The organism is Pseudoclavibacter sp. CFCC 11306, from assembly GCF_008831235.1.
In the GTDB taxonomy this organism is placed as follows: domain Bacteria; phylum Actinomycetota; class Actinomycetes; order Actinomycetales; family Microbacteriaceae; genus Pseudoclavibacter_A.
This window is the reverse complement of record NZ_WBKF01000001.1, coordinates 696,946-719,343: the sequence shown is the minus strand read 5'-3', so window position 1 is coordinate 719,343 and position 22,398 is coordinate 696,946. Positions and strand designations below refer to the sequence as shown.

General features: G+C 65.6%; 20 protein-coding genes. 12 read left to right on the top strand and 8 right to left on the bottom strand.

The features are described 5' to 3' along the window. The first annotated feature begins 45 nt into the window (after window positions 1-45). The 3 genes from F8O09_RS03160 to F8O09_RS03150 are packed head-to-tail and all read left to right on the top strand — an operon-like array spanning window position 46 to window position 3,889. Window positions 46-1,485, top strand: a complete 1,440-nt coding sequence (locus F8O09_RS03160) for a GuaB1 family IMP dehydrogenase-related protein (RefSeq protein ID WP_158031051.1) — start codon at window positions 46-48, stop codon at window positions 1,483-1,485. After that, the gene (locus F8O09_RS03155; protein ID WP_263969993.1) at window positions 1,482-2,846 is read left to right on the top strand and encodes a hemolysin family protein; all 1,365 of its coding nucleotides are present in this window, start codon (window positions 1,482-1,484) and stop codon (window positions 2,844-2,846) included. Before F8O09_RS03160 ends, F8O09_RS03155 begins: the two co-directional genes overlap by 4 nt. Next, on the top strand, window positions 2,843-3,889 hold the full coding sequence (locus tag F8O09_RS03150) for a hemolysin family protein (RefSeq protein ID WP_158053907.1): 1,047 nt from the start codon (window positions 2,843-2,845) through the stop codon (window positions 3,887-3,889). The genes F8O09_RS03155 and F8O09_RS03150 overlap by 4 nt, the downstream gene beginning before the upstream one ends. A gap of 12 nt (window positions 3,890-3,901) precedes the next feature. On the opposite strand, the gene F8O09_RS03145 is transcribed toward F8O09_RS03150, so the two are convergent. Beyond that, complete coding sequence (locus tag F8O09_RS03145; RefSeq protein WP_225732836.1) at window positions 3,902-5,398, bottom strand: sugar porter family MFS transporter; 1,497 nt, start codon at window positions 5,396-5,398, stop codon at window positions 3,902-3,904. Between the two features lie 123 nt (window positions 5,399-5,521). On the opposite strand from F8O09_RS03145, the gene gatC reads away from it, so the two are divergent. From gatC to F8O09_RS03120, 5 genes are all read left to right on the top strand, one after another. Next, window positions 5,522-5,815 (top strand): Asp-tRNA(Asn)/Glu-tRNA(Gln) amidotransferase subunit GatC, encoded by a 294-nt coding sequence (gene gatC, locus F8O09_RS03140; protein WP_158031053.1) that lies wholly within the window; start codon window positions 5,522-5,524, stop codon window positions 5,813-5,815. Window positions 5,816-5,935: 120 nt separating this feature from the next. Further along, window positions 5,936-7,516, top strand: a complete 1,581-nt coding sequence (gene gatA / locus F8O09_RS03135; RefSeq protein ID WP_158053906.1) for an Asp-tRNA(Asn)/Glu-tRNA(Gln) amidotransferase subunit GatA — start codon at window positions 5,936-5,938, stop codon at window positions 7,514-7,516. Continuing rightward, entirely contained in the window at window positions 7,513-9,009 is a 1,497-nt protein-coding gene (gene gatB / locus F8O09_RS03130; RefSeq protein ID WP_158053905.1) for an Asp-tRNA(Asn)/Glu-tRNA(Gln) amidotransferase subunit GatB, read from the top strand. The genes gatA and gatB overlap by 4 nt, the downstream gene beginning before the upstream one ends. After that, window positions 9,006-9,587 (top strand): NUDIX hydrolase, encoded by a 582-nt coding sequence (locus F8O09_RS03125; protein WP_158038265.1) that lies wholly within the window; start codon window positions 9,006-9,008, stop codon window positions 9,585-9,587. Before gatB ends, F8O09_RS03125 begins: the two co-directional genes overlap by 4 nt. Before the next feature lie 71 nt (window positions 9,588-9,658). Next, window positions 9,659-10,441, top strand: coding sequence for an L-threonylcarbamoyladenylate synthase (locus F8O09_RS03120; protein ID WP_158031057.1), 783 nt, complete (start codon window positions 9,659-9,661; stop codon window positions 10,439-10,441). 173 nt (window positions 10,442-10,614) lie between these two features. On the opposite strand, the gene F8O09_RS03115 is transcribed toward F8O09_RS03120, so the two are convergent. Further along, window positions 10,615-11,874 carry a class I SAM-dependent methyltransferase gene (locus tag F8O09_RS03115; protein WP_158053904.1) on the bottom strand — a complete coding sequence of 420 codons (1,260 nt, stop codon included), beginning with the start codon at window positions 11,872-11,874 and terminating at the stop codon, window positions 10,615-10,617. 280 nt (window positions 11,875-12,154) lie between these two features. Here F8O09_RS03115 and F8O09_RS03110 point away from each other — a divergent pair, with 280 nt between their 5' ends. Further along, window positions 12,155-12,940, top strand: a complete 786-nt coding sequence (locus F8O09_RS03110; protein ID WP_158053903.1) for a DsbA family protein — start codon at window positions 12,155-12,157, stop codon at window positions 12,938-12,940. 142 nt (window positions 12,941-13,082) lie between these two features. Further along, window positions 13,083-14,411 (top strand): DNA recombination protein RmuC, encoded by a 1,329-nt coding sequence (locus F8O09_RS03105; protein ID WP_158053902.1) that lies wholly within the window; start codon window positions 13,083-13,085, stop codon window positions 14,409-14,411. A gap of 84 nt (window positions 14,412-14,495) precedes the next feature. Here F8O09_RS03105 and trxA read toward each other — a convergent pair whose 3' ends face one another. The 6 genes from trxA to F8O09_RS03075 all read right to left on the bottom strand — a co-directional run bounded on the left by trxA (window position 14,496) and on the right by F8O09_RS03075 (window position 20,119). After that, window positions 14,496-14,933: a thioredoxin gene (gene trxA, locus F8O09_RS03100; protein WP_158053901.1), complete on the bottom strand. Its 438-nt coding sequence runs from the start codon at window positions 14,931-14,933 to the stop codon at window positions 14,496-14,498. 327 nt (window positions 14,934-15,260) lie between these two features. After that, window positions 15,261-15,614: a metal-sensitive transcriptional regulator gene (locus F8O09_RS03095; RefSeq protein ID WP_158053900.1), complete on the bottom strand. Its 354-nt coding sequence runs from the start codon at window positions 15,612-15,614 to the stop codon at window positions 15,261-15,263. After that, window positions 15,611-17,338 (bottom strand): FAD-dependent oxidoreductase, encoded by a 1,728-nt coding sequence (locus F8O09_RS03090; protein ID WP_158053899.1) that lies wholly within the window; start codon window positions 17,336-17,338, stop codon window positions 15,611-15,613. The genes F8O09_RS03095 and F8O09_RS03090 overlap by 4 nt, the downstream gene beginning before the upstream one ends. A 154-nt stretch (window positions 17,339-17,492) precedes the next feature. Next, window positions 17,493-18,587: a putative zinc-binding metallopeptidase gene (locus F8O09_RS03085; RefSeq protein ID WP_158053898.1), complete on the bottom strand. Its 1,095-nt coding sequence runs from the start codon at window positions 18,585-18,587 to the stop codon at window positions 17,493-17,495. 5 nt (window positions 18,588-18,592) lie between these two features. Beyond that, window positions 18,593-19,048 carry a thiol-disulfide oxidoreductase DCC family protein gene (locus F8O09_RS03080; RefSeq protein ID WP_158053897.1) on the bottom strand — a complete coding sequence of 152 codons (456 nt, stop codon included), beginning with the start codon at window positions 19,046-19,048 and terminating at the stop codon, window positions 18,593-18,595. A gap of 9 nt (window positions 19,049-19,057) precedes the next feature. Further along, on the bottom strand, window positions 19,058-20,119 hold the full coding sequence (locus F8O09_RS03075) for a patatin family protein (RefSeq protein ID WP_225732835.1): 1,062 nt from the start codon (window positions 20,117-20,119) through the stop codon (window positions 19,058-19,060). Window positions 20,120-20,786: 667 nt separating this feature from the next. Between F8O09_RS03075 and F8O09_RS03070 the strand changes: the two genes are divergently transcribed. Together F8O09_RS03070 and F8O09_RS03065 are read left to right on the top strand one after the other, a co-directional pair. Next, window positions 20,787-21,551 (top strand): hypothetical protein, encoded by a 765-nt coding sequence (locus F8O09_RS03070; RefSeq protein ID WP_158053896.1) that lies wholly within the window; start codon window positions 20,787-20,789, stop codon window positions 21,549-21,551. Then, window positions 21,548-22,234, top strand: a complete 687-nt coding sequence (locus tag F8O09_RS03065; RefSeq protein ID WP_158053895.1) for an RNA polymerase sigma factor — start codon at window positions 21,548-21,550, stop codon at window positions 22,232-22,234. Before F8O09_RS03070 ends, F8O09_RS03065 begins: the two co-directional genes overlap by 4 nt. Window positions 22,235-22,398 lie beyond the last annotated feature (164 nt).

Here is a 22,398-nt window from a genome sequence, read left to right as displayed (position 1 = left end):
CCGCAGCTCACCAGCAACCGAAAGCGATGCACTAGCGTTGACTGCATGCGCTTCTATGATTCGCGGCCCCAATACGATCTGACCTATTCAGATGTCTTCCTGATTCCCTCGCGCAGTGAGGTCGGGTCACGTCTGCGCGTCGATCTGGCCAGCGACGACGTCACCGGAATGACCACGCCGATCGTCGCCGCGAACATGAACGCCGTCACCGGTCCGCGGCTTGCCGCCTCTCTGGCACGCCGCGGCGGTCTCGGCGTGCTGCCCCAAGACATGGACGAACAGTCTCTGCTCGATGCGGTCGCCTGGGTCAAAGAGCGCTCGTCTCGGTTCGCCTCGCCTTTCCTGGTCGACGCCGACCTGCAGGTCGCCCAGGCGAAGCGGATGCTCCCTCCGGCAGAGGGGCACGGCTTCGTCGTGCAGGATGCCCAAGGCGGGTTCGTCGGCGTTCTGTCTGCCACGGTGCTCTCTCGTGCACTCGACGACGCTCGGCTCGGCGACCTCGTCCATGGCGACCAGCCGGTGCTGCAGCAGAGCGAAGTACCCGACGCCGAAACGCTTTTCAACACCCTGCACGATCGTGGTCACCAGCTCGCAGCCGTCTTCGACGGTGACCGTCTGCTCGGCACGGTCAACCAGAAACAGGCGATGCGCTCGACCGTGTACCGCCCCAACGTCGATGCGCAGGGCCGCCTTCGGGTGGCCGCGGCGATCGGCATCAACGGCGACGTCGCGGGTCGCGCCGAGGCGTTCATCGCCGCCGGTGTCGACGTGCTCGTGGTCGACACCGCACACGGCCACCAGAAGCAGATGCTCAACGCGCTCGAAGCGGTGCGCAGCGTCTCGAAGACCCATGCTGTGGTCGCCGGCAACGTGGTCACCGCGCAGGGGGTCGAAGATCTCGTCGCCGCCGGTGCCGACATCGTCAAAGTCGGGGTCGGACCGGGGGCCATGTGCACCACCCGCATGATGACCTCGGTCGGTCGGCCACAGTTCTCAGCCGTGCTCGAGGCCGCCACGACCGCTCGCTCGATCGGCGCCGGAGTCTGGGCCGACGGGGGAGTGCGCTACCCGCGCGACGTCGCGCTGGCGCTCGCCGCCGGAGCCAACGCCGTGATGATCGGCTCCTGGCTGGCCGGCACCATCGAGTCTCCGGGCGTCGTCGAGCGTGACGAGGCCGGGCGTCTCTTCAAACGCAACTACGGCATGGCCTCTTCGAAGGCGGTCGCGGGCCGATTCGCGAAGCTCACCCCGCTGGAGCAGGCTCGCAAGTCGATCTTCTCTGAGGGCATCAGCGACTCGAAGCTCTACATCGATCCGCTCACTCCGTCGACCGAAGACATCCTCGACCAGATCACCGCAGGCGTTCGCTCTGCGGCGACGTATGCCGGTGCCGCCGATCTCGCCCAGTTCCGCGAGCGCGCGACCATCGGTATCCAGTCGGCTGCCGGATACGAAGAGGGCCGTGCCCTCCCCGAGAGCTGGTGAGCGATCCGTTGAACGACCTCATCCTGTTCCTGATCGGCATTCTGCTGACCTTGGGAACCGGCATGTTCGTGGCCGCCGAGTTCACCCTGGTGAACATCGACCGTGCTGACCTCGAGGCACGTCGCGATCGCGGTGAAAAGGGGCTCGAGCGCATCATCGGTGCGCTGCGCCAGACCGCCACGCATCTCTCCAGCGCGCAGCTGGGAATCACACTGACCACGCTGCTCGCCGGCTATACGCTCGAACCGGCGCTGTCATCCTTCATGGCGCCGCTGTTCGACCTGATGCGTCTGCCCGAGCCCTGGGCGGGCACGATCAGCTCGATTCTCGCGGTCATCGTGGCGACCGTGCTCTCCATGCTCTTCGGCGAGCTGGTGCCCAAGAACTTCGCACTGGCCCGACCGATGGTGGTGGCCAGGATCGTGGTGCCCTTTCAGCTGGTGTTCACCACCATCTTCAAACCGGCGGTCATCCTGCTCAACGACACCAGCAACCTGGTGCTGCACGGCTTCGGCATCGAGCCGCAGGAGGAGCTCTCGTCGGCACGCAGCGCTGAGGAGCTCTCGTCACTGGTCAAACGCGCCGCGCTGGCCGGCAGCCTCGACTCGCAGACGGCGACGCTGCTGACCAAGACGCTCGACTTCTCAGAGCTGACGGCCGGTGACGTGATGACCCCGCGGCCGAGCGTGCAGCACGTGGAGGCCGTCGACACCGCGCAGGACGTCATCGATCTGACCCGCAGAACGGGCTTCTCACGGTTTCCTGTGATCGGTCGCGACGGCGATGACGTGCTCGGCCTCGTGCATGTGAAACAGGCCGTGGGCATCGAACGCGACCAGCGCAGTCAGGTGAAGGTCAAAGCGCTCATGGTGCCGATCGCCCGTGTGCCAGAGACGATGTCGCTCGACACGCTATTGGGCGAACTGCGCGGCCGCAGTCTGCAGATGGCCGTCGTGGTCGACGAATACGGCGGCACCGCCGGAGTCGTGACGCTCGAAGACCTGGTCGAAGAGCTGGTGGGCGAGGTGGCGGACGAACACGACCGACTGAGTCTGGGAGCGGTGCGCACTCGCAGCGGCAACTGGCTGCTGCCAGGTCTGCTGCGCGCAGACGAGATGGCCGAACAGGTGCAGGTGAGCTTTCCCGAAGGCAGTGCATATGACACGTTGGGCGGATTCGTGATGGAACGCCTGGGGCGCATCCCACAACCGGGCGACGCCGTCGAAGAGCCCGGAGTCGGCACGTTCGTCGTCACGGTGATGGACGGCCGCCGCGTCGACCGGGTGCGTTTCGCGCCGGCGCCGCTTGTCGAGATCGCCGCTGCGCACGAGCGCGCGCAGGAAGGCGGTGACGCACGATGAATGACTGGGCAGGAATTCTCTGGTTGGTCGTGCTGCTCTTCGGCAATGCCTTCTTCGTCGGCGCGGAGTTCGCCGTCGTGACCGCTCGCCGTTCGCAGATCGAACCGCTGGCCGAGGCAGGCAACCGCCGAGCCAAGACCGCGTTGTGGGCCATGGAGCACGCCACCCTCATGCTGGCGGCGACTCAGCTCGGCATCACCATCTGCTCGCTGCTGATTCTGAACGTCTCAGAGCCGGCCATTCACCACCTGCTCGAGGTGCCGCTCGGCTGGCTCGGGCTCAACGATGCGGTCACGGGCACCGTGGCCTTCGTGATCACACTGGTGCTGGTGTCGTTCCTGCACGTGGTCTTCGGCGAGATGGTGCCGAAGAACATCGCGTTCTCGATTCCTGATCGCGCAGTGCTGCTGCTGGCGACGCCGCTGGTCGGCTTCGACAAGATCTTCAAACCGGTGATTTGGGCACTCAACAAGGGCGCCGACCTGGTGCTGATCGTGTTCGGGGTCAAACCACAGCACGCCGCGAGCACCGCATTCACCCTCGACCAAGTCGCCACGATCGTCGCCGAGTCGACGAAGGAGGGCACGCTCGACGACCGTGCGGGCACGCTCGGCAACACCTTCGAGTTCACCGAGAAGCGTGCGGTGGATGTCGCGGTGCCGACCGCCCAGCTGCGCACCCTGTCGCAGAACGCGACGCCCGACGACGTCGAGGACGCCGTCGCGGAGGACGGCTTCTCCCGCTTCCTCATTCGCGGGCCGCAGGGTGCGCTCGTCGGCTACGTGCATCTGAAAGACGTGCTCGACCTGCCGGCTGACCGCTACCGTTCGCCGATTCCGGTCGATCGCATCCGGCCGCTGATCACGATCAGCGCTGGCACCGAACTCGAAGACGCACTGACGATCATGCAGCGGCAGGGCGCGCACGTCGCCCGGGTCTCCGACGGCAGCGGCCATGTGACTGGGGTGCTGTTCTTCGAAGACATCATCGAAGTGCTCGTCGGCGAGGTGCACGACGGCACCCAGCATGAAACGGCCGAATGACGCCGCAGCGCATCACTCGGTGCGCTGTAGATCCTGTTCGATCTGCTCGAGCGAGCGGCCGTAGGTCTCGGGCACGACGGTCAGCACGAAGATCAGGCTGAGCACGTTGACGGCGGCGAAGATGAAGAACGTCGTGCCACCGATCGCATCGAGCAGACTCGGAAAGAGCAGCGCGACGGCGCCGTTGAACACCCACTGCATGCAGATAGCGATGCCGGCGGCGAAGCCGCGGATGCGCAGGGGGAACAGCTCGCTCATCATCAGCCAGTAGACCACGGCGACCATCGACTGGATGAAGAAGAGGAACACCATCATCAGGGCCAGGATCAGCATGCTGCGGGCGAAGCTCGTGGGCAGCAGGAAGGCCAGCCCCAGCAGCACATGTGCTGAGACGATGCCGCTCAGACCGATGACGAGCATGCGTCGGCGAGGCAGCTTTGCGAGCGACTTGATGCCGACCAGCGTGGCGAGCACGGCGATGACTCCGTTGCCGATGGTGGCGACCAGCGAGGCCTGCGTGCCCAGCCCGCTCTCACGCAGAATCGTGGGAGCGAAGTACATCACCGAGTTCACTCCGGAGAGCTGCAGCACGGCGCCGAGGCCGACGCCGATCAGCACGACACGGCGAATCCATCGAACTCTCAGATCGCGCCATGAGGCCTTCGGCTCGTCTTTGACGATCTCGATCGAGGCGGTGATGGCCTTCACCTCTTTGGCCGCCTGCGGCCGCGGGCGCAGCAGCCGGAGCACACGCCAGGCGCGCTTCTGCTGCCCGTTGGCAGCGAGCCAGCGCGGCGACTCGGGCGCGAAGAGCATGCCGGCGAAGAGCAGCACAGGAGGGATCGCGCAGATCATCAGCATGATGCGCCAGGTGCCGTGCGAGTCGCTGACCGCGGCGATGATCGCGTTGAACGTGTAGGCCAGCAGCTGACCGGTCACGATCATCAGCTCGTTCTGCGAGACGAGGCGGTCGCGTTTGTCCGGAGGCGCGACCTCGCCGATGAAGATGGGCACGACCGTGGAGGCGCCGCCGACGGCGAGACCCAGCACGATGCGGAATATCACCATGACCGTCACCGTGGGCGCCAGAGCGGTGCCCACGGACCCGATCACGAAGATCGCTGCGAGCAGCAGCAGCGAGCGGCGTCGGCCGATGCCGTCGGCGAGTCTGCCGCCGACGACGGCGCCGAGAGCGGCGCCGAACACCAGTGACGAGGTGACGATGCCTTCGAGCAGAGGCGTGAGCGCGAGGCCGCCCTCGCTCTGCGGCAGCGTGAGGAACGGCAGCGCACCGCTGATGACGCCGGTGTCGTAGCCGAAGCCGATCGCCCCCATCGTGGCGATGAAGACGATCAGGCGCACCCTCTTCTCGGGCGAGCCGCCGGGCATCGCGGCTGCTCTGTCGGAGTCTGCCGGCTGAGAGGCGGGCGTTCGCACCGTGGAAGCCGACGAGGGCTCCGAGGGCGAGACATGGTGATCGGATGCGGGAGGAAGATTATCGGGGGACATTGGTGCGTCATTGTACGATCGCCCCCGCTGTGAGGCAATTCGACGGAGCGCTCCGTCGAGCTGCCGGCACATCTTCCTGCGGCGCGCTGATCGCAGGCGGGCGAACTGGCTACACTGGTATGCATGGCTGAAATCTCCCGCGACGAAGTCGCTCATCTCGCGAGCCTCTCTCGCATCGCACTCTCTGAAGCAGAACTCGACGAACTGACGCCGCAGCTCGAGCAGATTCTCGAGGCCGTCGCGTCGGTCAACGAGGTCGCCACTCCCGACGTGCCGGCGACGAGTCACCCGATTCCGCTGACCAACGTCTTTCGCCCCGATGTGGTCGGCGAGACGCTCAGCCCTGACGAAGCCTTGTCCGATGCCCCCGATCGCGACGGCAACTCTTTCCGCGTGCCGTCGATCCTCGGCGCCTGACCCATTCCGGACGAGGCCGCGTCGCGACCCGGCCGAACCCAGCTCTTCGCCGCACGAACGAGACGTCAGAACGCATCGTCGTATGTGCGCGCATCACCAGCCCGCAGAGAAACGGATGAAATGACCGACCTGACCAGACTTCCAGCCTCAGAGCTCGCCGCGCAGCTTGCTGCCGGCGAGATCTCTTCCGTCGAGGCGACACAGGCGCACCTGGACCGCATCCAGGGCGTCGACGCAGACGTGCACGCCTTCCTTCACATCAACACCGAAGAGGCGCTTGCCACCGCGGCCGACATCGATCGGCGGCGAGCAGCCGGCGAGCAGCTGGGCCAGCTCGCGGGCGTGCCGGTGGCCGTCAAAGACGTGCTCACCACGAAGGGGCAGCCCACCACATCGGGCTCGCGCATTCTTGAGGGCTGGAACCCGCCATACGACGCCACAGCCGTCGAACACCTTCGTCAGCATGACACCGTGATCATCGGCAAGACCAACATGGACGAGTTCGCCATGGGGTCGACCACAGAGCACTCCGCATACGGGCCGACGCACAACCCGTGGTCGCTCGATCGCATCCCCGGCGGGTCGGGCGGCGGCTCGGCTGCGGCCGTGGCCGCGTTCGAGGCTCCGCTGGCGCTCGGCAGCGACACCGGCGGCTCGATCCGCCAGCCTGCCGCACTCACCGGCACCGTGGGTGTGAAGCCCACCTACGGCGGCGTCTCGCGATGGGGAGCGATCGCTCTGGCATCCTCGCTCGACCAGATCGGGCCGGTCGCGCGCAACGTGCTCGACACCGCTCTCATCCACGACGTCATCAAAGGGCACGACCCCAAAGACTCCACCAGCCTGACCACCGAATGGCCCTCGTTCGCCGCAGCCGCACGTCGCGGGCAGACCGGCGAATCGCTCAAGGGCCTGCGGGTGGGCATCATCCGTGAGCTGAACCAGCCCGGCTTCCAAGCTGGCGTGCGCAGCCGCTTCGACGAGACCGTCGCCCTGCTCACCGCACAGGGCGCCGAGGTCGTCGAGGTCTCGGCACCGCACTTCGAGTACGCAGTCTCGGCCTACTACCTCGTGCTGCCGGCCGAGGCCTCGAGCAACCTCGCCAAGTTCGACGGTGTGCGCTACGGTCTGCGCGTGCTGCCCGAGGGCGTCAAGCCCACCGTCGAGAACATGATGGCCGCCACTCGTGAGGCCGGCTTCGGCCCCGAGGTCAAGCGCCGCATCGTCCTCGGCACCTACGCGCTGAGCGCCGGGTACTACGACCAGTTCTACGGCAAGGCGCAGAAGGTTCGCACCCTGATCCAGCGTGACTTCGAAGCGGCCTTCAACGAGGCAGACGTGCTCATCTCGCCGACCTCGCCGACGACCGCCTACCCGCTGGGCGACAAGCTGTCGGATCCACTCGCGATGTACCTCGCTGACATCACCACGATCCCCGCGAACCTCGCCGGCATCCCGGCGATCAGCCAGCCCATCGGGCTCGCCGCCGAAGACGGTCTGCCGGTCGGTCTGCAGACCTTCGCTCCGGCGTTCGAAGACGCTCGTCTTTACGAGTTCGCCGGTGCGGTCGAGACGCTGCTCGAGCAGCAGTGGGGCGGCCCGATCATCGATCAGGCTCCGCAGCTGGCAGTGCGTTCAGGAGCCCAAGGCGGCGCCGCGACGGATGCCACGGCTCACGATTCAGAAGGAGCGGCACGATGAGCGACGAACTGCTCGACTACGACGAGGCCATCAAACTCTACGAGCCCGTGCTCGGCTTCGAGGTGCACGTCGAACTCAACACCAAGACCAAGATGTTCAGCTGGGCTCCCAACGAGTTCGGCGACGGCCCCAACACCAACGTCACGCCCCTGTGCCTTGGCCTGCCCGGCACGCTGCCGACGGTCAACGAGCAGGCCATCACCGACAGCATCCGTCTGGGGCTCGCGCTGGGCTGCAGCATCGCCGAGGTCTGCCGCTTCTCGCGCAAGCAGTATTTCTACCCCGACCTGCCCAAGGCCTACCAGATCTCGCAGTTCGACGAACCCATCGCCTACGAGGGGTCGGTCGAGGTCGAGCTCGAAGACGGCACTGTGGTGCACATTCCGATCGAGCGTGCGCACATGGAAGAAGACGCCGGCAAGCTGACCCATCAGGGCGGCTCGGGGCGCATCCAGGGCGCGACCTCGTCGCTGGTCGACTACAACCGCGCGGGCGTGCCGCTGGTCGAGATCGTGACGATGCCGATCATGGGCACCGAAGAGCGCGCCCCTGAGATCGGCCGCGACTACGTCGCCGCCATCCGGGACATGGTCAAGGCGCTCGGAATCTCTGACGCACGCATGGACCAAGGTTCGATCCGCTGTGACGCGAACGTCAGCATCCGCCCCCGTGGGCAGGAGAAGCTGGGCACTCGCACCGAGACGAAGAACATCAACTCGCTGCGCTCGGTCGAGCGGGCGGTGCGCTACGAGATTCAGCGTCAGGCCGCCGTGCTCAGCGCCGGAGGCACCATCACGCAGGAGACCCGGCACTGGCAGGAGGCCAGCGGCATCACGATCTCGGGTCGAATCAAGAGCGACGCCGACGACTACCGCTACATGCCCGAGCCCGACCTGCTGCCGGTGGTGACGCCTGCCGAACGGGTCGAAGAGCTGCGCGCCACGCTGCCCGAGCAGCCGGTGATCCGTCGTCGGCGTCTCAAAGAGCAGTGGGGCCTCGGAGCTCGCGAGTTCCAGGACATCATCAACGCCGGTCTGCTCGACCAGGTCGAGGCGACGGTCGAGGCGGGCGCCACTGCGGCATCCGCACGCAAATGGTGGACGGGCGAGATCAGCCGCATCGCCAACGCACTCGAGCAGCAGGTGGCCGACCTGAGCGTCACGCCCGAGGACGTCGCCGAGATCGACGCCCTGATCAACGAGGGCACCCTGACCGACCGCTTGGCGCGCCAGGTGCTGGAGGGCGTGCTGGCCGGCGAGGGCAGCCCCCGCGAGGTCGTGGACAAGCGCGGCCTGGCGGTCGTCTCAGACGACTCGGCGCTCACCACTGCGATCGACGAAGCCCTCGCGGCTCAGCCCGATGTGCTCGCCAAGATCAAAGACGGCAAGGTGCAGGCAGCCGGTGCGATCATCGGGGCGGTCATGAAGGCCATGCACGGCCAGGCAGACGCCAAGCGTGTGCGCGAGCTGATCCTGGAGCGTGCACAGCAGTGACCGAACGCTGGCTGCCGCAGAGCGCCCACCTGATTCCGCAGCAGGCCGAGCTCGTCTTTCGCGGAGTGATCTTCGACACCTATCAGTGGCCGCAGACGCTCTTCGACGGGTCGACGGCCACCTTCGAGATGCTGCGCCGCGCTGACACCGTCGTGGTCATCGGCATCGACGATGACGGCAACGTGATCACCGAGAACGAGCACCAGCCCAACGGCGTGGTGCGCATGGGCGGCGTCGCGGCCGGCGGCGTCGAGCCCGAGGATGCCTCGGTGCTGGATGCGGCCAAGCGGGAGATGCGAGAAGAGACCGGATACGCGTTTCGCAACTGGCGTCTGCTCGAGGTGCGGCAGCCCGAGATGAAGATCGAGTGGTTCGTGCACGTCTTCGTGGCGACCGGCGTGATCGACGTCGTCGAGCAGAACCTCGATGCGGGGGAGCAGATCGAGGTGCAGCTCGAACCGTACGCCGACTACTTCGCACACACGCCGTATGGGCACCGGAAAGCGCTGTCGCGCTTCGATGGCGTCGACGAACTGCGTGCCTGGGTCGGCGAGGGCGAGCACGTCACCGGCGAGTGAGCGCGGCAGACACCGCGGTAAGATGAGTGGCCGTGCACAGCACGGATCCCGAGAGCAGGAATGAAGGCGAGATGAGCAACGAGACCAAGACCATCCACTGGAACGGCGGCGTGCAGCAGGAGGGGCTTGACATCCTTCTCGGCGACGGCGGCATGATCGTGAGCCCGACCAAGGTCGGCTACATCATCATGACCTCTGACGGCAAAGGGCTCGAGCGCAAGTTCGAGGCCAAGCAGCGCAACCGCAACAAGCCGGGTGTCGTGCTCTGCGGGTCGATGGAGCAGCTGAAGCGTCTCGCACAGCTCACCCCTGAGATCGAGGCCTACTACCAGCAGCACTGGGACGAAGACATCCTGATGGGCTGCATCCTGCCGTGGCGCGAAGACGCTCTCGAATTCATCCCCGACGAGCACGCTCGTGAGCTGGCACGCGACGTGCGCGGCACCAGCTGCTTCGTCATCCGCTTCGGCACGCCGGGCGAGAACCTCGCGGCCGCGCTGTGGGAGCAGGGCAAGCTCGCCTTCGCCAGCTCGGCGAACCCGTCTGGCAAGGGCAACCGCGGCAAGGTCGACGGCATCGGCGATCGCATTCACGACAGCGCCGACCTCATCATCGAGGCCAACGACTACGTGAAGTCGATTCAGCCGAACGAGACCGAAGAGACCCGCTACGAACAGGGCGTCATGGTGTCGATGGTCGACGCAGACGGCAAAATCGTGCCCGAGCAGCACGGCGACCGCTCGATCACCCCCTGCCCGACGCTGATTCGCAAGGGCCTCTATCTCGACCGCATTCTGTCGATTCTGTCGAAGCACTTCAACAGCTGGAACTTCCGTCAGGGCGAGTACTACTGATTCGCTGACGCCCAGCCGCCGAAGGCCCGCCGATCAACGTGTCGGCGGGCCTTCTTCGTGCCTGTGGCGTCGGTGGGGGGTCTTCGGACTGTGGCGAGACCCATCCGTCACGCAGCCGCTGCCCGGCCGAGGCGTGTGTGCGGTTTACACGATCGGGCAGCTGCTGGCCGCTGTCAGCGGGCGCGTGACTCGGTGACGGTGAACTTGCGGTTGCGGTCGAGCTGCCGCGTGAGCCCGACGATGCGCTGCAGGTCGGATGCGTAGTGCAGGTGCGAGTTGAACACGGTCAGCAGTCGGCCGCCTGGTCGCAGCACTCGTGCGGCCTCTTCGAACATTTCGAACGCCACGCCGGTATGAACGGCCGCCCCGACGTGGAACGGCGGGTTGCAGGCGACGAGATCGACGCTGTCGTCTTCCGCTTCGAACAGCAGCACGTCACGGCGAACCTCGATGCGATCTGCGAGACCGTTCGCAGCGGCGGTGAGCCGTGCGGATGCGACGGCGCTGCTCAGCTGGTCGGTCGCGATCACACGCAGCCGGGCATCGGCTCGGGCGAGAACGGTCGCGATGATGCCGGTTCCGCACCCGAGGTCGACGGCCACCGGTCTCTGGTCGCTCGAGCCGCTCTCGGCCCGCTGCTGCTCGAAGAACCGGACCACTGCATCCTGCGCTGCCTGTGACAGATAGGGCAGCAGCGCGCGTGTGCCGATGTCGAGCGAAGCTCCGGCGAAGGCCCCGGGCACTGCACATACTGTGATCGGTGCGATGCCGTGGCTCGGATCGACCTCGGCTTCCGAGAAGGGCAGCGGGGCGGCGCTCGCCGTGCTGGCACTGTGAGTGCTGCGGGCAGCGTCTGCCGTGCTGTCTTCGGCGAGGGGCTCGCTGGCGAGCAGCAGACGCGACTTCTGGTGCGCGAGCGAGGCGTGCACCTGCCCGAAACGTGACTTGAGCACGTCGTTCATACTCAGCGACATGTGCTTGACTCGCCCGCCACAGTAGACCTGTACGCCTTCGGCCGGGTGTGCTGCGACGAGGTCGACCAGCAGCCGCAGCTGATCGAGGCTGCGCGGCAGCTGTGCCAGCACGATGCGAGCACCGGCGAACTCCTCGGGATCGAGTGCGATCGTGCGCCAGCCCTCCGTGAGACCCAGCCGCATGGCATTGGCCTGGATGGCCTGCTCGGCGACCAGCGCGTCAGTCCACACGCGCACGTGGACTGCACCGAGCATCCGCGCACCCAGCGTCAGAGCGCCGTGCGTGTCACCGAGCACGACCACCTCGCCCGGTGCGCTCGCGGCGATCTGCTCAGCGGCTTCGGAGAGCAGCAGCCGGTCGGTCGCGTCCGAGGCCTGCAGATTGTCGGCTTCGACATCGGGCCAGCGGCGCAGCTGGTCGAACCATTCGGCGGGCAGGGCAGAGGGAGTGGAAGACATGTCTCAAGGTTAGTCGCCGGGGTTGAGCGGTATCGAGGCATGGCAAATGTCGTCTCAGCCCTTCGAGACATGCCAAGTTCCATGTCTGGATGCTGTGGGCGTGCATTTGCCATGTCCCGATGAGGGGCCCGATGAGGGGCCGGGGCCAGGGGCCGGGTGATGAGCCGGGGAATATGGAGTGGGTATGAGGTAGTGGAATCAGGAGAGATGTCACGGAGGCCCCGTCGGCTGGCTGGACAGATCAGGCTGCTCACAGCTGGCTGGTACCCTGAGAGGCATCATGCCCACTTCGCCGCACACCACTCAGCCAGCATCCCGCCCCAACTCGAAAGGTGGGCGAAAGCCCGCCGCGCTGCTGATCGACGACTTGAACCGTCGCCTGTGCCGAGCGCACATCGCCAATGCGATTCTCGCCATCGTGCTCGCGATCGCGCTGGTGGCCGTCGTCGCCCTCGCCTTCAAACAGTCGAACGGGCAGTCTGAGCCGACCACGACCCAGACGACGCAGGCCGATCGCGCAGCCCGTCACCAGCAGAACGATCCCATGGCGGTCGGAGACATCGACGCACCTGTGACCATCGTCGAGTGGATCGACCTGCGCTGCCCCTTCTGCGCGGCTTACGCGAACCAGACGCTGCCGACGATTCTGCAGAACTATGTCGACACCGGCAAGGTGCGCTATGAGTTTCACGATGTGGCCTTCTTCGGGGATCAGTCGGTCGACGCCGCGGTCGCCGCACGGGCCGCCGGCGAGCAGGGCCGCTACGTCGAGTACCTCGAAGCCCTGTACGCAGCGGCTCCGGAGAGCGGGCACCCCGACATGCCCCGCGACCACCTGATCGCCTTCGCTCAGACGGCCAAGGTGCCAGACATGGATCGATTCACGGCAGACCTCGATCGCGCCGACCTGCGCCAGGCCGTGCAGCAGAGCACCACCGACGCGCAGCAGCAGGGCATCGACGGTGTCCCGGGATTCCTGATCGGAGACAAGAGCGTCTCAGGCGCCCAGCCAGTCGCGGCGTTCAGCAAGATCATCGACCAGCAGCTGCAGGCCGCCGGGCACTGAGGCTTCCCTGCAGTGGGACGTCAGGCGTGACGCCGCTGCCGGTTCCCCCTGCAGTGACGAGTGATGTCAGAGGTTCGCTCTAAGCTCATGACGACGCAGCCTCGCCTGCGCCATGGCCGTCAACAGTGAGGAAGCGACAAGAATGAATGTGCTGATGCTGGCTCTGCTGGGGCTGATCGCCGTGCTGTGCCTGATCGTCATCGTCCTGCTGTTGCGCGGGGGTCGTGGGGATGCTTCGGCGGTCGACTCGCGTGCGCTCGGCCGCGAGGTGCGTGCAGCCGTGGGCGAACTCAAACCTGATCTCTACGCCCAGCAGCACGCGCTCGGGCAGCAGCTCGTGCAGAACTCGCAGGTGGTCGAACAGCGTCTGCAGGCCTTTGAGCATGCTCAGTCGCAGGCAGCTGCTCTGCAGCGTGAGGATGCCGCCCGCGCACGACACGAGATGGGGGCGGCGGTCGATACGCGGCTGGCTTCGTTCGCCGAGCGCATGCAGACGCTGAATGAGACGCTGGCGACAGAGCTCGCGCGTCTGCGGGCCGACAACGAACGCAAGCTCGAACAGATGCGCGCCACCGTCGACGAGAAGCTGCAGGGCACGCTCGAACGGCGCCTGGGCGAGTCATTCCGAATGGTCAGCGATCGGCTCGAACAGGTGCAGAAAGGCCTCGGCGAGATGCAGACGCTCGCCTCCGACGTCGGCGGCCTGAAGCGTGTGCTGACCAACGTGAAGAATCGCGGCAGCTGGGGAGAGGTACAGCTCGGGCGTCAGCTCGAAGACCTGCTGGCGCCCGATCAGTACGAGAGCAACGTGATCATTCGCCCCGGCAGCACCGAGAACGTCGAATACGCCGTGCGGCTGCCAGGGCGTGACGAGACGTCGGTGGTCTACCTGCCGATCGACTCGAAGTTTCCACAAGAAGACTACGAGCGTCTGTTGCAGGCGCAGGAGGCCGCCGACACCAGCGGCATCGAGGCTGCCGGCCGCAGCCTCGAGAAGGCAGTTCGCCTGCAGGCAAAGACCATTGCGAGCAAGTACATCGATCCGCCGCACAGCACCGACTTCGCAATCATGTACCTGCCCACCGAGGGGCTCTTCGCCGAAGTGATTCGCCGCCCGGGGCTGGCCAGCGACCTGCAGACGCAGTTCCACGTCATGGTGACCGGGCCGACGACGCTGATGTCGCTGCTCAACAGTCTGCAGCTGGGCTTCAAGACTCTGGCCATCGAACAGCGCACGTCTGAGGTGTGGAAGATCCTGAGCGCTGCGAAAACCGAGTTCGGCAAGTACGGGCAGGTGTGGGAGAAGCTCAGTAAGCAGCTGCAGACGGCCCAGCGCACTGTCGACGAGGCCGGTCGGCGCACGCGCGCGGTCGAGCGCAGGTTGCGTGACGTCGAATCGCTCGATGCCGGCGCACCCGAATCGGCTCAGCTGATGAACGACCTGTTCGAGGCAGACGCGAACCAGGACTGATGCTCGAAGGCCGCGCCCGTTCGTGAGAGAGCGCGGCCTTGGGCGGTTCGATATATCTGCGACCTAAGCGCCGTCTCCCGTGGTCTACGCTTCGTCGCCTGAGGCCTGTGCAGCCTGTGCGCTCGGCGCGCCCTGAGAATCCTCTTCCGTCGCCTGCTGCGATGCCTGCTGCTGTGCGATCTCGGCACGAACCTCGTTCATGTCGAGCTGGCCGACCTTCTCGATGATCTCGGTGAGCTGAGCGATGTTCATCGCACCGGGCTGAGCGAAGATCGGAATCTGCTCGCGGAAGATCACGAGCGTCGGAATCGAGCTGATCTGGAAGGCCTGCGCCAGCTCCTGCTGGGCGTCGGTGTCGACCTTGCCGAACACGATCTCGGGGTTCTTCTCTGAGACGTTCTCGAAGACGGGCGCGAATGCGCGGCACGGGCCGCACCACGACGCCCAGAAGTCGAGCAGCACGATGTCGTTGCCGGTGATTGTCTCATTGATGTTCTCGACTGTGATCTCTTGAGTAGCCATCGTCTATGTATATCCGTTCAGTGTGAGTGGGTCAACGGCGAAGCGGGCCAGCGTGTGAGGCGGCACGACTCGATCGCCGGGCAAGACATGGCGACTTCGGCAGCCGTATGCGCCCGCAGAGGGCCGGCTCACCGAAAGATCTTGGCGAACCAGCCTGCGTGCTGCTGCTCTTTCTCATGTCCGGGGCAGCGCTGGTCTTTCGGCACGCCGCGCATGACTTGGTCGACATGCTGGCCGCAGCCGCGCCAGGTGATCTTGCCTCAGGTCTTGCATCGAGTCTGTTGGCACATCGTGGTCTCCTTAGTGTGTGGTCGTCGTCGTGGATGCTCAGGCGAGCATCAGGAAGAGCTTCTCGAGTTCCGCGGTGGTCAGCTTGGCATCGCCTGTTCGTGTGGGGCTCTCTTTTGCAGAGGAAGCGTCACTCGAGGCCTCGGCGACCTCGGCACCAGACGACTCTGCATCGGACGGCTTTGCGTCTTCGGACAGACACTCGCGCATCGCGGTGGAGATGATTGCGAAGCCCGCCCGGTCCAGGGCGCTGGTCACAGCCGAGAGCTGCGTCACCACGTCACGGCAGGGAGCCTCGTTCTCAATGGCGTTGATGACGCCGTCGAGCTGGCCGCGTGCACGGCGCAGCCGGTTGACGATGCGGCGAACAGCTTGAGGGTCGTCACTGATCATGACTGGGTTCCTTTCGATGTGAACTCCGGAGTCGGTGCGGCGAACGCACTCGAAGTGGTGATGAGCTCTTCGCGGCCCTCGGCGCGCAGGGCCGCGCGCAGCGTCTGCATGCCGCCCGAGAGCATCGCCGCATCGAGCCCATGCTGCAGCAGCACGCGCGTTGCGATGTGCGAGCGCACGCCGGCCGCGCAGAGCGTGCACACCGCCCGACCTCCGGCAGCGAGCTCGATGTCGGCCAGATGTTCCCGCACCACTGTGTGCGGAACGTTGATCGAGCCGGCAAGGTGTCCGTCGGCGAACTCCTGCGGCGAACGGGTGTCGACGACGAGCGACTCGCGCATCACCGCATCGAGATCAGCCGCATGCCACAGCCGCTGCTGCCCGTTCAGCACGTTCTCGCCGACCATGCCTGCCAGGTTGACAGCGTCTTTCGCCTGCCCGAACGGGGGAGCGTAGGCCAGATCGAGATCGATCAGGTCGACCATGCGCATCTGCGCGCGAATCGCGGTGGCGAGCACGTCGATGCGACGGTCGATCCCGTCGGCGCCCACGATCTGCGCACCGAGCACGAGCCCGTCGGGTCGCCTGAAGTGCACGATCATGTGCATCGCCTGCGCACCGGGAAAGTAGCCCGCGTGCTGCAGCGGATGCAGATGCACGGTCTCGAAGTCGATCTCGGCATCGCGCAGCGCGTCGGCATTGGCCCCGGTGAACGCGGCCGTGAGCCCGCCGATGCGCAGCACCGCGGTGCCGACCGGCTTCGGCAGCGGATGCGGGTCGCCATCGCGCAGGATGCTGTCGGCCACGAGTCGCCCGGCCCGGTTCGTAGGCCCAGCCAGCGCGACGGGTCGGCGCACACCGGTCACCGCATCCACGCTGGCGGTCGCGTCACCCACCGCCCAGACCGAGGGCGCGCTGGTTCGGCCGGCGGCGTCCACCAGAATCGCGCCGCGTTCGCAGGCGATGCCAGCCCTCTCGAACACCTCGGTGTCGGGTCGCACGCCTGCCGACAGCACGATCAGATCGGCGGGCACCTCGGTGCCGTCGCTGAGTGAGGCGACGTCGTGATCGACGCCCGTCTGGATGCTCACGGCCGTGGTGCGCTCGCGAACGTCGACGCCGATGAACTCGAGCTCGTCGCGCACGAGCACCGCAAGCTCGGGCTCGAGTGGCGTGAGCACGTGCGACGCCGCCTGCACGAGGGTGGTCTCGAGGCCGGCGCTGGCGAGGTTCTCGGCAGCTTCGATGCCGATGAAGCCGCCGCCGAGCACGACGGCGCGGCGGGCTCCCGAGGTGACCTGCTCGCGCAGCGCGAGGGCGTCATGCACCGAACGCAGCGTGTGCAGGCGCGGCGAGTCGATGCCTTCGATCTGCGGATGCCGCGCGCGCCCGCCGGGCGAGAGGATCAGCGCGTCGTACGACAGCGTCTCGTCACCGTCGTCGGTGCGCACAGTCACCTCGCGAGCGTCGATGTCGACGGCCGTCACCTCGTTGCGCACGCGCACGTCGAGGTTCAGCGCAGCGCGCAGCGATTCTGGGGTCTGGACGAGCAGCTTCGACTCGTCTGCGATCTCGCCGCCGACATAGTAGGGCAGCCCGCAGTTGGCGAACGAGACGTGATCGCCGCGTTCGAGCACGATGATCTCGGCCGATTCGTCGAGTCGTCGGGCGCGTGCTGCGGCGCTCATGCCACCTGCGACGCCTCCCACGATGATGATGCGCATGGTGTTCCCCTCGTTGCGTGCGATCTGTCACAGATGCCGTGTCGGCGGCTCAGCAGTGAGACGTCCAGGTCATTCTGCGGTCAGTTGATCTGAATACCCTGGTGGGTATACATGAGAGCGTAGCACAACATACTCCTGGGGGTACTTTTGTCGCTCAGTGCGTGGGCGAGGTGATTACCGAGTTCTCTCCGGCGAAGTGGCGCACAAGCTCGAGCACGAAGGTCAGCTTGTCAGCGACCTGATCGGTGATCGTGAACGGGTAGAGATCGTGCTTGCCCATCGAGCGATTCACTCGGTTGAGCGCGGTCGCCAGCGGATTCCAGATCGACAAGAGGTCTGCTGCGTCTGCTGTCGGTGCCCCGGCGAGCGTGGGAATCGACGTCTGCTCGACCCTCACTTTGTCTGGCCAGGAATCAGGAAAGCGCAGCTGCAGGCCGTGTGCTGCAGCGGTCTGCAGCGTGTCGGCGATGTGCAGAAAATGCGCGAACGTCTCGGCGAAGTCCTCCCAAGGATGCGTCATCGCGTACTGCGAGATGTAATTCTCGCTGCGTGTGGCGCGATCCTGCCGCCGTTCGTCGTCGTCATCGCCGTAGTGGGCGTTGAGCGCTGCGCCGTAATCCTGCCGCTCGTCGCCGAAGAGATCGCGAAAGCGCTGCAGCCAGTCATCGTGCTGAGCAACCAGTGCCTGCCAGTAGTAGTGACCGATCTCGTGTCGAAAGTGCCCGAGCATGGTTCGGTACGGCTCGTCGAGCAGCGCGCGCAGCGCCTCACGGTGCGAATCCTGCGCCTCGGTGATGTCGATGGTGATGACGCCGTTCATGTGGCCGATCATCACCTTCTTGTCATCGGTCGAAGCGTCGAGGTCGAATGCGAGCCCGCCGTCAGACTGCTGGCAGTGGCTGACGATGGGCAGATCCAGGTCGTCGAGCTGAAAGACCAGCCGCCGCTTCGCCTCGGCGGTCTCGGCGAGCAGCCGGATCACTCGTTCGTCGAGGTCGTCGGGAACGCTGCGCGTGAGCGCACATGAGAAGCACAGAGTGTCGGCTGATTCGGCCAGCCAGTTGCAGCCGATGCGCTCGTTCTCGCAGTGATGCCAGCGGTCTCCCTTGTCGTCGATCCAGACACCGTCCGTCAGCGGCACCATGGTGCGGTCTGCCCTTGAGAAACCCACCTCCGTTCCGCACTCCATGCAGGCGCGCTGCTCGAAATAGACGATTGAACCGCAGGCCGGGCAGGGGAAGATGCGCATGTGGGCTAAGACTCCTTTGAGATTGTGGCAGCCTGATCTGACAGGCTGCAGCTCGGGCCGCGGCCGTCGGCGACTCGGCGATAGAGGTGCTCCTGCAGACGGGCGGCACCGGGCAGATGGTAGATCGTGCGAAGCACACGCCCGCCCAACGCGATGTCCAATGCGCTGTCGACGGCCGCGGCGCCTGAGCATCGCATCCATCGGCCAGAGGGCAGCCTCACGTACAGCCAGACCGATTCGGCGGCCTCGTCGGCCGAGAGACGCAGCGCTTCGCGCACCGGCAGGTTCTGCGAGGGCACGGAGTAAACGCGATCATGTCGATCGAGGCTCTGCAAGATGTCGACGCAGCGCCGGCAGAACTCGCACTCGCCGTCGAACACGAGAATCGTGTCGGCGTGGGCGAGCGGCTCCAGCGCGGGAATCGAAGCGAGGTCGGGGAGTGCGGCAGGGGCGACGTTCATAGCCTCAGGCTACGCCTGTGCAGGACGTGCGAGACCAACGAACTCTCTGATCGCGTCGACTTCGCTGCGAAACTGCGCCGCACCCTCGGCATACGACTGCGCGAGCTTCGCCACGTTGCGCTCCTGGTTGCTGACGGTGAGCCCGGTCGGTGCAAACACGTAGGCCCTGCCGGCTCGTTCGAGTTCGAACAGCTCGGCCCGGGTGCGGTTGTAGTGCTCGGGTCGGGCAGCCAGCGCAGCCGGCACCGCGGGAAAGCGCCGGAACGCCAGCCGGGCCGCAGCGCCCGCTCGAAACCGCGGTTTCACATAGTCGCGCGGACGACTCAGCACCACGACGAACTTGTCGAACCCGGCTGCTCGGGCAGCATCCAGCGCGATGCCGCCGGTCGGGCCGAGAGCCCCGTCAACGTAGGTGCGCCCGTCGAGGTGCACGGGAGGCATGAAGATCGGCATCGTCGACGAGGCCTGCACCCGGTCGAGCAGACCGTCGAAGCTCGCGATGTCGTCGCGGCCCCAGTAGACGGTGTCGCCGGTGTCAGCGCAGAAGGCGCCGATCGCGAACTGCGCGGGGTTGCGTCGGTACATCTGCCAGTCGAGCGGCAGCGCCTCGCCGGGGTTCGAGGTGTGGTGATAGATGTAGTCGGAGTTGAAGGCGCCCTTGCCGCGCAGCCAGGTGCCGAGGCTGCCGAGGTTCGGGTCGGCGCCGAAGTCGACGAACGACTTGCGTGCCCGCAGAGGGTCGCGGCTCAGGTAGTTCACGGTGTGCGATGAGCCTGCCGAGACCCCGCCGACCCAGCCGAAGTTGATGTTCTCGCGCACGAGGCCGGCCACGACTGGGGCGGTGCATGCGGCGCGCATACCTCCTCCCTCGAAGATGAGGGCGGTGTCGGTGACGTTGATCTCGGGTGCTGAGATGGCGGGGCTCGTCTCTGTTGCGGCGCGTGGCTCTGTTGCGGCGCGTGGCTCTGGCGCGGTGTTGATGAGGTTTTGGCCTGGTGTGGTCTGTGCGGGGGTTGGGCTAGGTGTGGCCTGAACGGCGGATGCCATGGTGCGGTCTGTCTCGGTGCTCACCATCCCATTGTCTCGCGTTCGGTACGGCGCGTGCGACGGAACTGGTGGGGGCGGTGCGCTTCTCTGCCGACACGGATCGCTCCGCACCTGCGCCGATTGCGCGGAAACCTGCCAATCTGGAGCGATCGGTGGCGGTGCCGGCCAATCGGTGCAGGTGTGGAGCGATCTCACAGGGCAGAACCGGTTGCATGGGCTGTTGTGCGGCCGTCAAATGTGCAGAACCTGCGGTTTTGGTCTGCCTCGAGGTCCTCGAGTGTGCAGAACCGTTGCACTTTCGGCACGTCGGGTGTGCAGAATCTGTTTGATTTCGTCGAGAGCTTAGAAGTCGTGACCTTCACACGGTTTTGTTAGCGTCTTCTGTGCTTTCGCCGCCTAGATCTGTCAGGGGAGAGGCCTTGACCCCTCAACGGGAAGGGCCAAGGCTGATCGTCAACCCCAACTCCTGAAGCGTCGCAGAAAACCTGAGGCGTCGCAGATAAAAGGGCAAGATTCTCTTCAGTCGATGTCACGTTTGTGGAGGTCGGTGACATGTATGAGGTGAGAGGCAACTGCTTCTCGCATGTGCATGACGAGCGACGCATTCGCTGTTGGACGACACGGCCTGACGGACGAGACGGCCGGCTGGGAGCCTCCGACAGATGCACGCCAGACCTTGGGAGGGTACCAAATGCATGACACGCAACATGAGCGACCATCACGATCATTCGTCGATGACGATCCATTGCAGGCGCTGCTCGGCGCCGGAGAACAGCTCAAGCCACAGCATGATGTTCAGATAAACGCACGTATAGTGCAAGAGGTCGTGCAGACGGCCCGTATCAAACCGCGCTGGTCGAAGTCGAAAATCGCCGGTGCGATGGTGGCGGCAGCTCTGCTGATCGGCGCTCCGACGGTGGCCGTAGCCGGAGGCTACATGGCTCAGACCGGATGGTTCGGTGCAGCTCCAGGTGGCGAGGCACCAGAAGGAACGGTGAGCACCGAAACCGACGACAGCGAATGGATCGACACCGGAGCCTCAGACTTCGTCGACTATGCGGCAGCTCAGTGGCCAGACTATCTCGAGCTGCCGGAAGGACTCGACAGCGAAGGACTGGCTCGGCATCTCGCAGTGACGTTTCAGCAGAACGTGCCGGGCGCGATAACTCAGCGCACAACTCTGGTCACTATTGACGAAATGGCCACACGCACACTCTGGCAGGCCGAATGGGTCGATGCCTATGAAGCCGGCGACGTCAACCGCCAGAGTCAGGCTGTCGACATGCTCCAAAAGTCAGTCGAGTGGCCGGCCACGGTCTCAAGCGATGGCGGCGGAGTCGTCGATCACATGCACGATGTGAACGACGCCGCACGACGCGGTGACGTTGACGTGGTTCGTGAAGATCTTGCCCAATCGACCGATGCCGACATCCTGCGTGAGGCGGCACGTCGATGAACACCACGACTGACCAGGCCGCTGCATCAGAAGCTCATAGCTCACCCAACAGCATTGATCAGAGCACACTAGGCGACAGCGATCAGAACTCGCCTGCCCCCAGCGAGAACAGCTCACTTGCCAACAACGATCAGAGCAAATGCGGCTGCGATCACAGCTCGACCGCTGGAAGCACACATGAGCAGTATGACGCCCTCCGTTTCGAGCCGCTCGTGGCATCCCTGCTGCCCGATTTGGTCCGCTACTTCGCCATGCGCGTGCAGCCCAACCACGAAGCCCCTGACTGCGCGGCCGAGACTCTTCTCGTGATGTGGCAGAAGATCGACCGTCTGCCGGCGACCACTGACGGGCAGCGCGCGTGGGCTTTCGGCATCGCCCGCAAAGTCGCCGCCAACCACCACCGTAAACGCAGACGCCGCACCGAAGCCAGCGAATCGCTGAGGCAGATGCTGCAGGCTCAGCTCAAAGAGGTCGTGGGCGTGCAGCTCACGAGGCAGCAGGGGCGCGCGATCAACGCTCTGCGGATGCTGCCCGCTGACGATCAAGAACTGCTGCGGCTGGTCGTGTGGGATGGTTTCGGTGTCGCCGAGGCAGGAGGGATCCTTGGACTTCGTCCGGACGCAGCTCGAAAGCGGTATCAGCGGGCGAGAGCACGCTTCCGCGAAGCGTACGCCACAGCCTGACCGTGTGACCGTATGATGCGCTCGCGGTCGACTGAGTAGCCAGCTGAGCAGCTGATCGCCAGCCTGCCAGGAGAGCCTGGCCAGCTTGTGTGGTTCTCTGCCAACACGGATCGCTCCGCACCTGCGCCGATTGCGCGGAAACCTGCCAGTCTGGAGCGATCAGT

What these genes read in the sequence shown, in the direction of transcription:
- F8O09_RS03160 (WP_158031051.1), top strand. Translation starts at nt 46, where the DNA reads ATGCGCTTCTATGATTCGCGGCCCCAATACGATCTGACCTATTCAGAT.
- F8O09_RS03150 (WP_158053907.1), top strand. Translation starts at nt 2,843, where the DNA reads ATGAATGACTGGGCAGGAATTCTCTGGTTGGTCGTGCTGCTCTTCGGC.
- F8O09_RS03145 (WP_225732836.1), bottom strand. Translation starts at nt 5,398, where the DNA reads ATGTCCCCCGATAATCTTCCTCCCGCATCCGATCACCATGTCTCGCCC.
- gatC (WP_158031053.1), top strand. Translation starts at nt 5,522, where the DNA reads ATGGCTGAAATCTCCCGCGACGAAGTCGCTCATCTCGCGAGCCTCTCT.
- gatA (WP_158053906.1), top strand. Translation starts at nt 5,936, where the DNA reads ATGACCGACCTGACCAGACTTCCAGCCTCAGAGCTCGCCGCGCAGCTT.
- gatB (WP_158053905.1), top strand. Translation starts at nt 7,513, where the DNA reads ATGAGCGACGAACTGCTCGACTACGACGAGGCCATCAAACTCTACGAG.
- F8O09_RS03120 (WP_158031057.1), top strand. Translation starts at nt 9,659, where the DNA reads ATGAGCAACGAGACCAAGACCATCCACTGGAACGGCGGCGTGCAGCAG.
- F8O09_RS03115 (WP_158053904.1), bottom strand. Translation starts at nt 11,874, where the DNA reads ATGTCTTCCACTCCCTCTGCCCTGCCCGCCGAATGGTTCGACCAGCTG.
- F8O09_RS03110 (WP_158053903.1), top strand. Translation starts at nt 12,155, where the DNA reads ATGCCCACTTCGCCGCACACCACTCAGCCAGCATCCCGCCCCAACTCG.
- F8O09_RS03105 (WP_158053902.1), top strand. Translation starts at nt 13,083, where the DNA reads ATGAATGTGCTGATGCTGGCTCTGCTGGGGCTGATCGCCGTGCTGTGC.
- trxA (WP_158053901.1), bottom strand. Translation starts at nt 14,933, where the DNA reads ATGGCTACTCAAGAGATCACAGTCGAGAACATCAATGAGACAATCACC.
- F8O09_RS03095 (WP_158053900.1), bottom strand. Translation starts at nt 15,614, where the DNA reads ATGATCAGTGACGACCCTCAAGCTGTTCGCCGCATCGTCAACCGGCTG.
- F8O09_RS03090 (WP_158053899.1), bottom strand. Translation starts at nt 17,338, where the DNA reads ATGCGCATCATCATCGTGGGAGGCGTCGCAGGTGGCATGAGCGCCGCA.
- F8O09_RS03085 (WP_158053898.1), bottom strand. Translation starts at nt 18,587, where the DNA reads ATGCGCATCTTCCCCTGCCCGGCCTGCGGTTCAATCGTCTATTTCGAG.
- F8O09_RS03080 (WP_158053897.1), bottom strand. Translation starts at nt 19,048, where the DNA reads ATGAACGTCGCCCCTGCCGCACTCCCCGACCTCGCTTCGATTCCCGCG.
- F8O09_RS03070 (WP_158053896.1), top strand. Translation starts at nt 20,787, where the DNA reads ATGCATGACACGCAACATGAGCGACCATCACGATCATTCGTCGATGAC.
- F8O09_RS03065 (WP_158053895.1), top strand. Translation starts at nt 21,548, where the DNA reads ATGAACACCACGACTGACCAGGCCGCTGCATCAGAAGCTCATAGCTCA.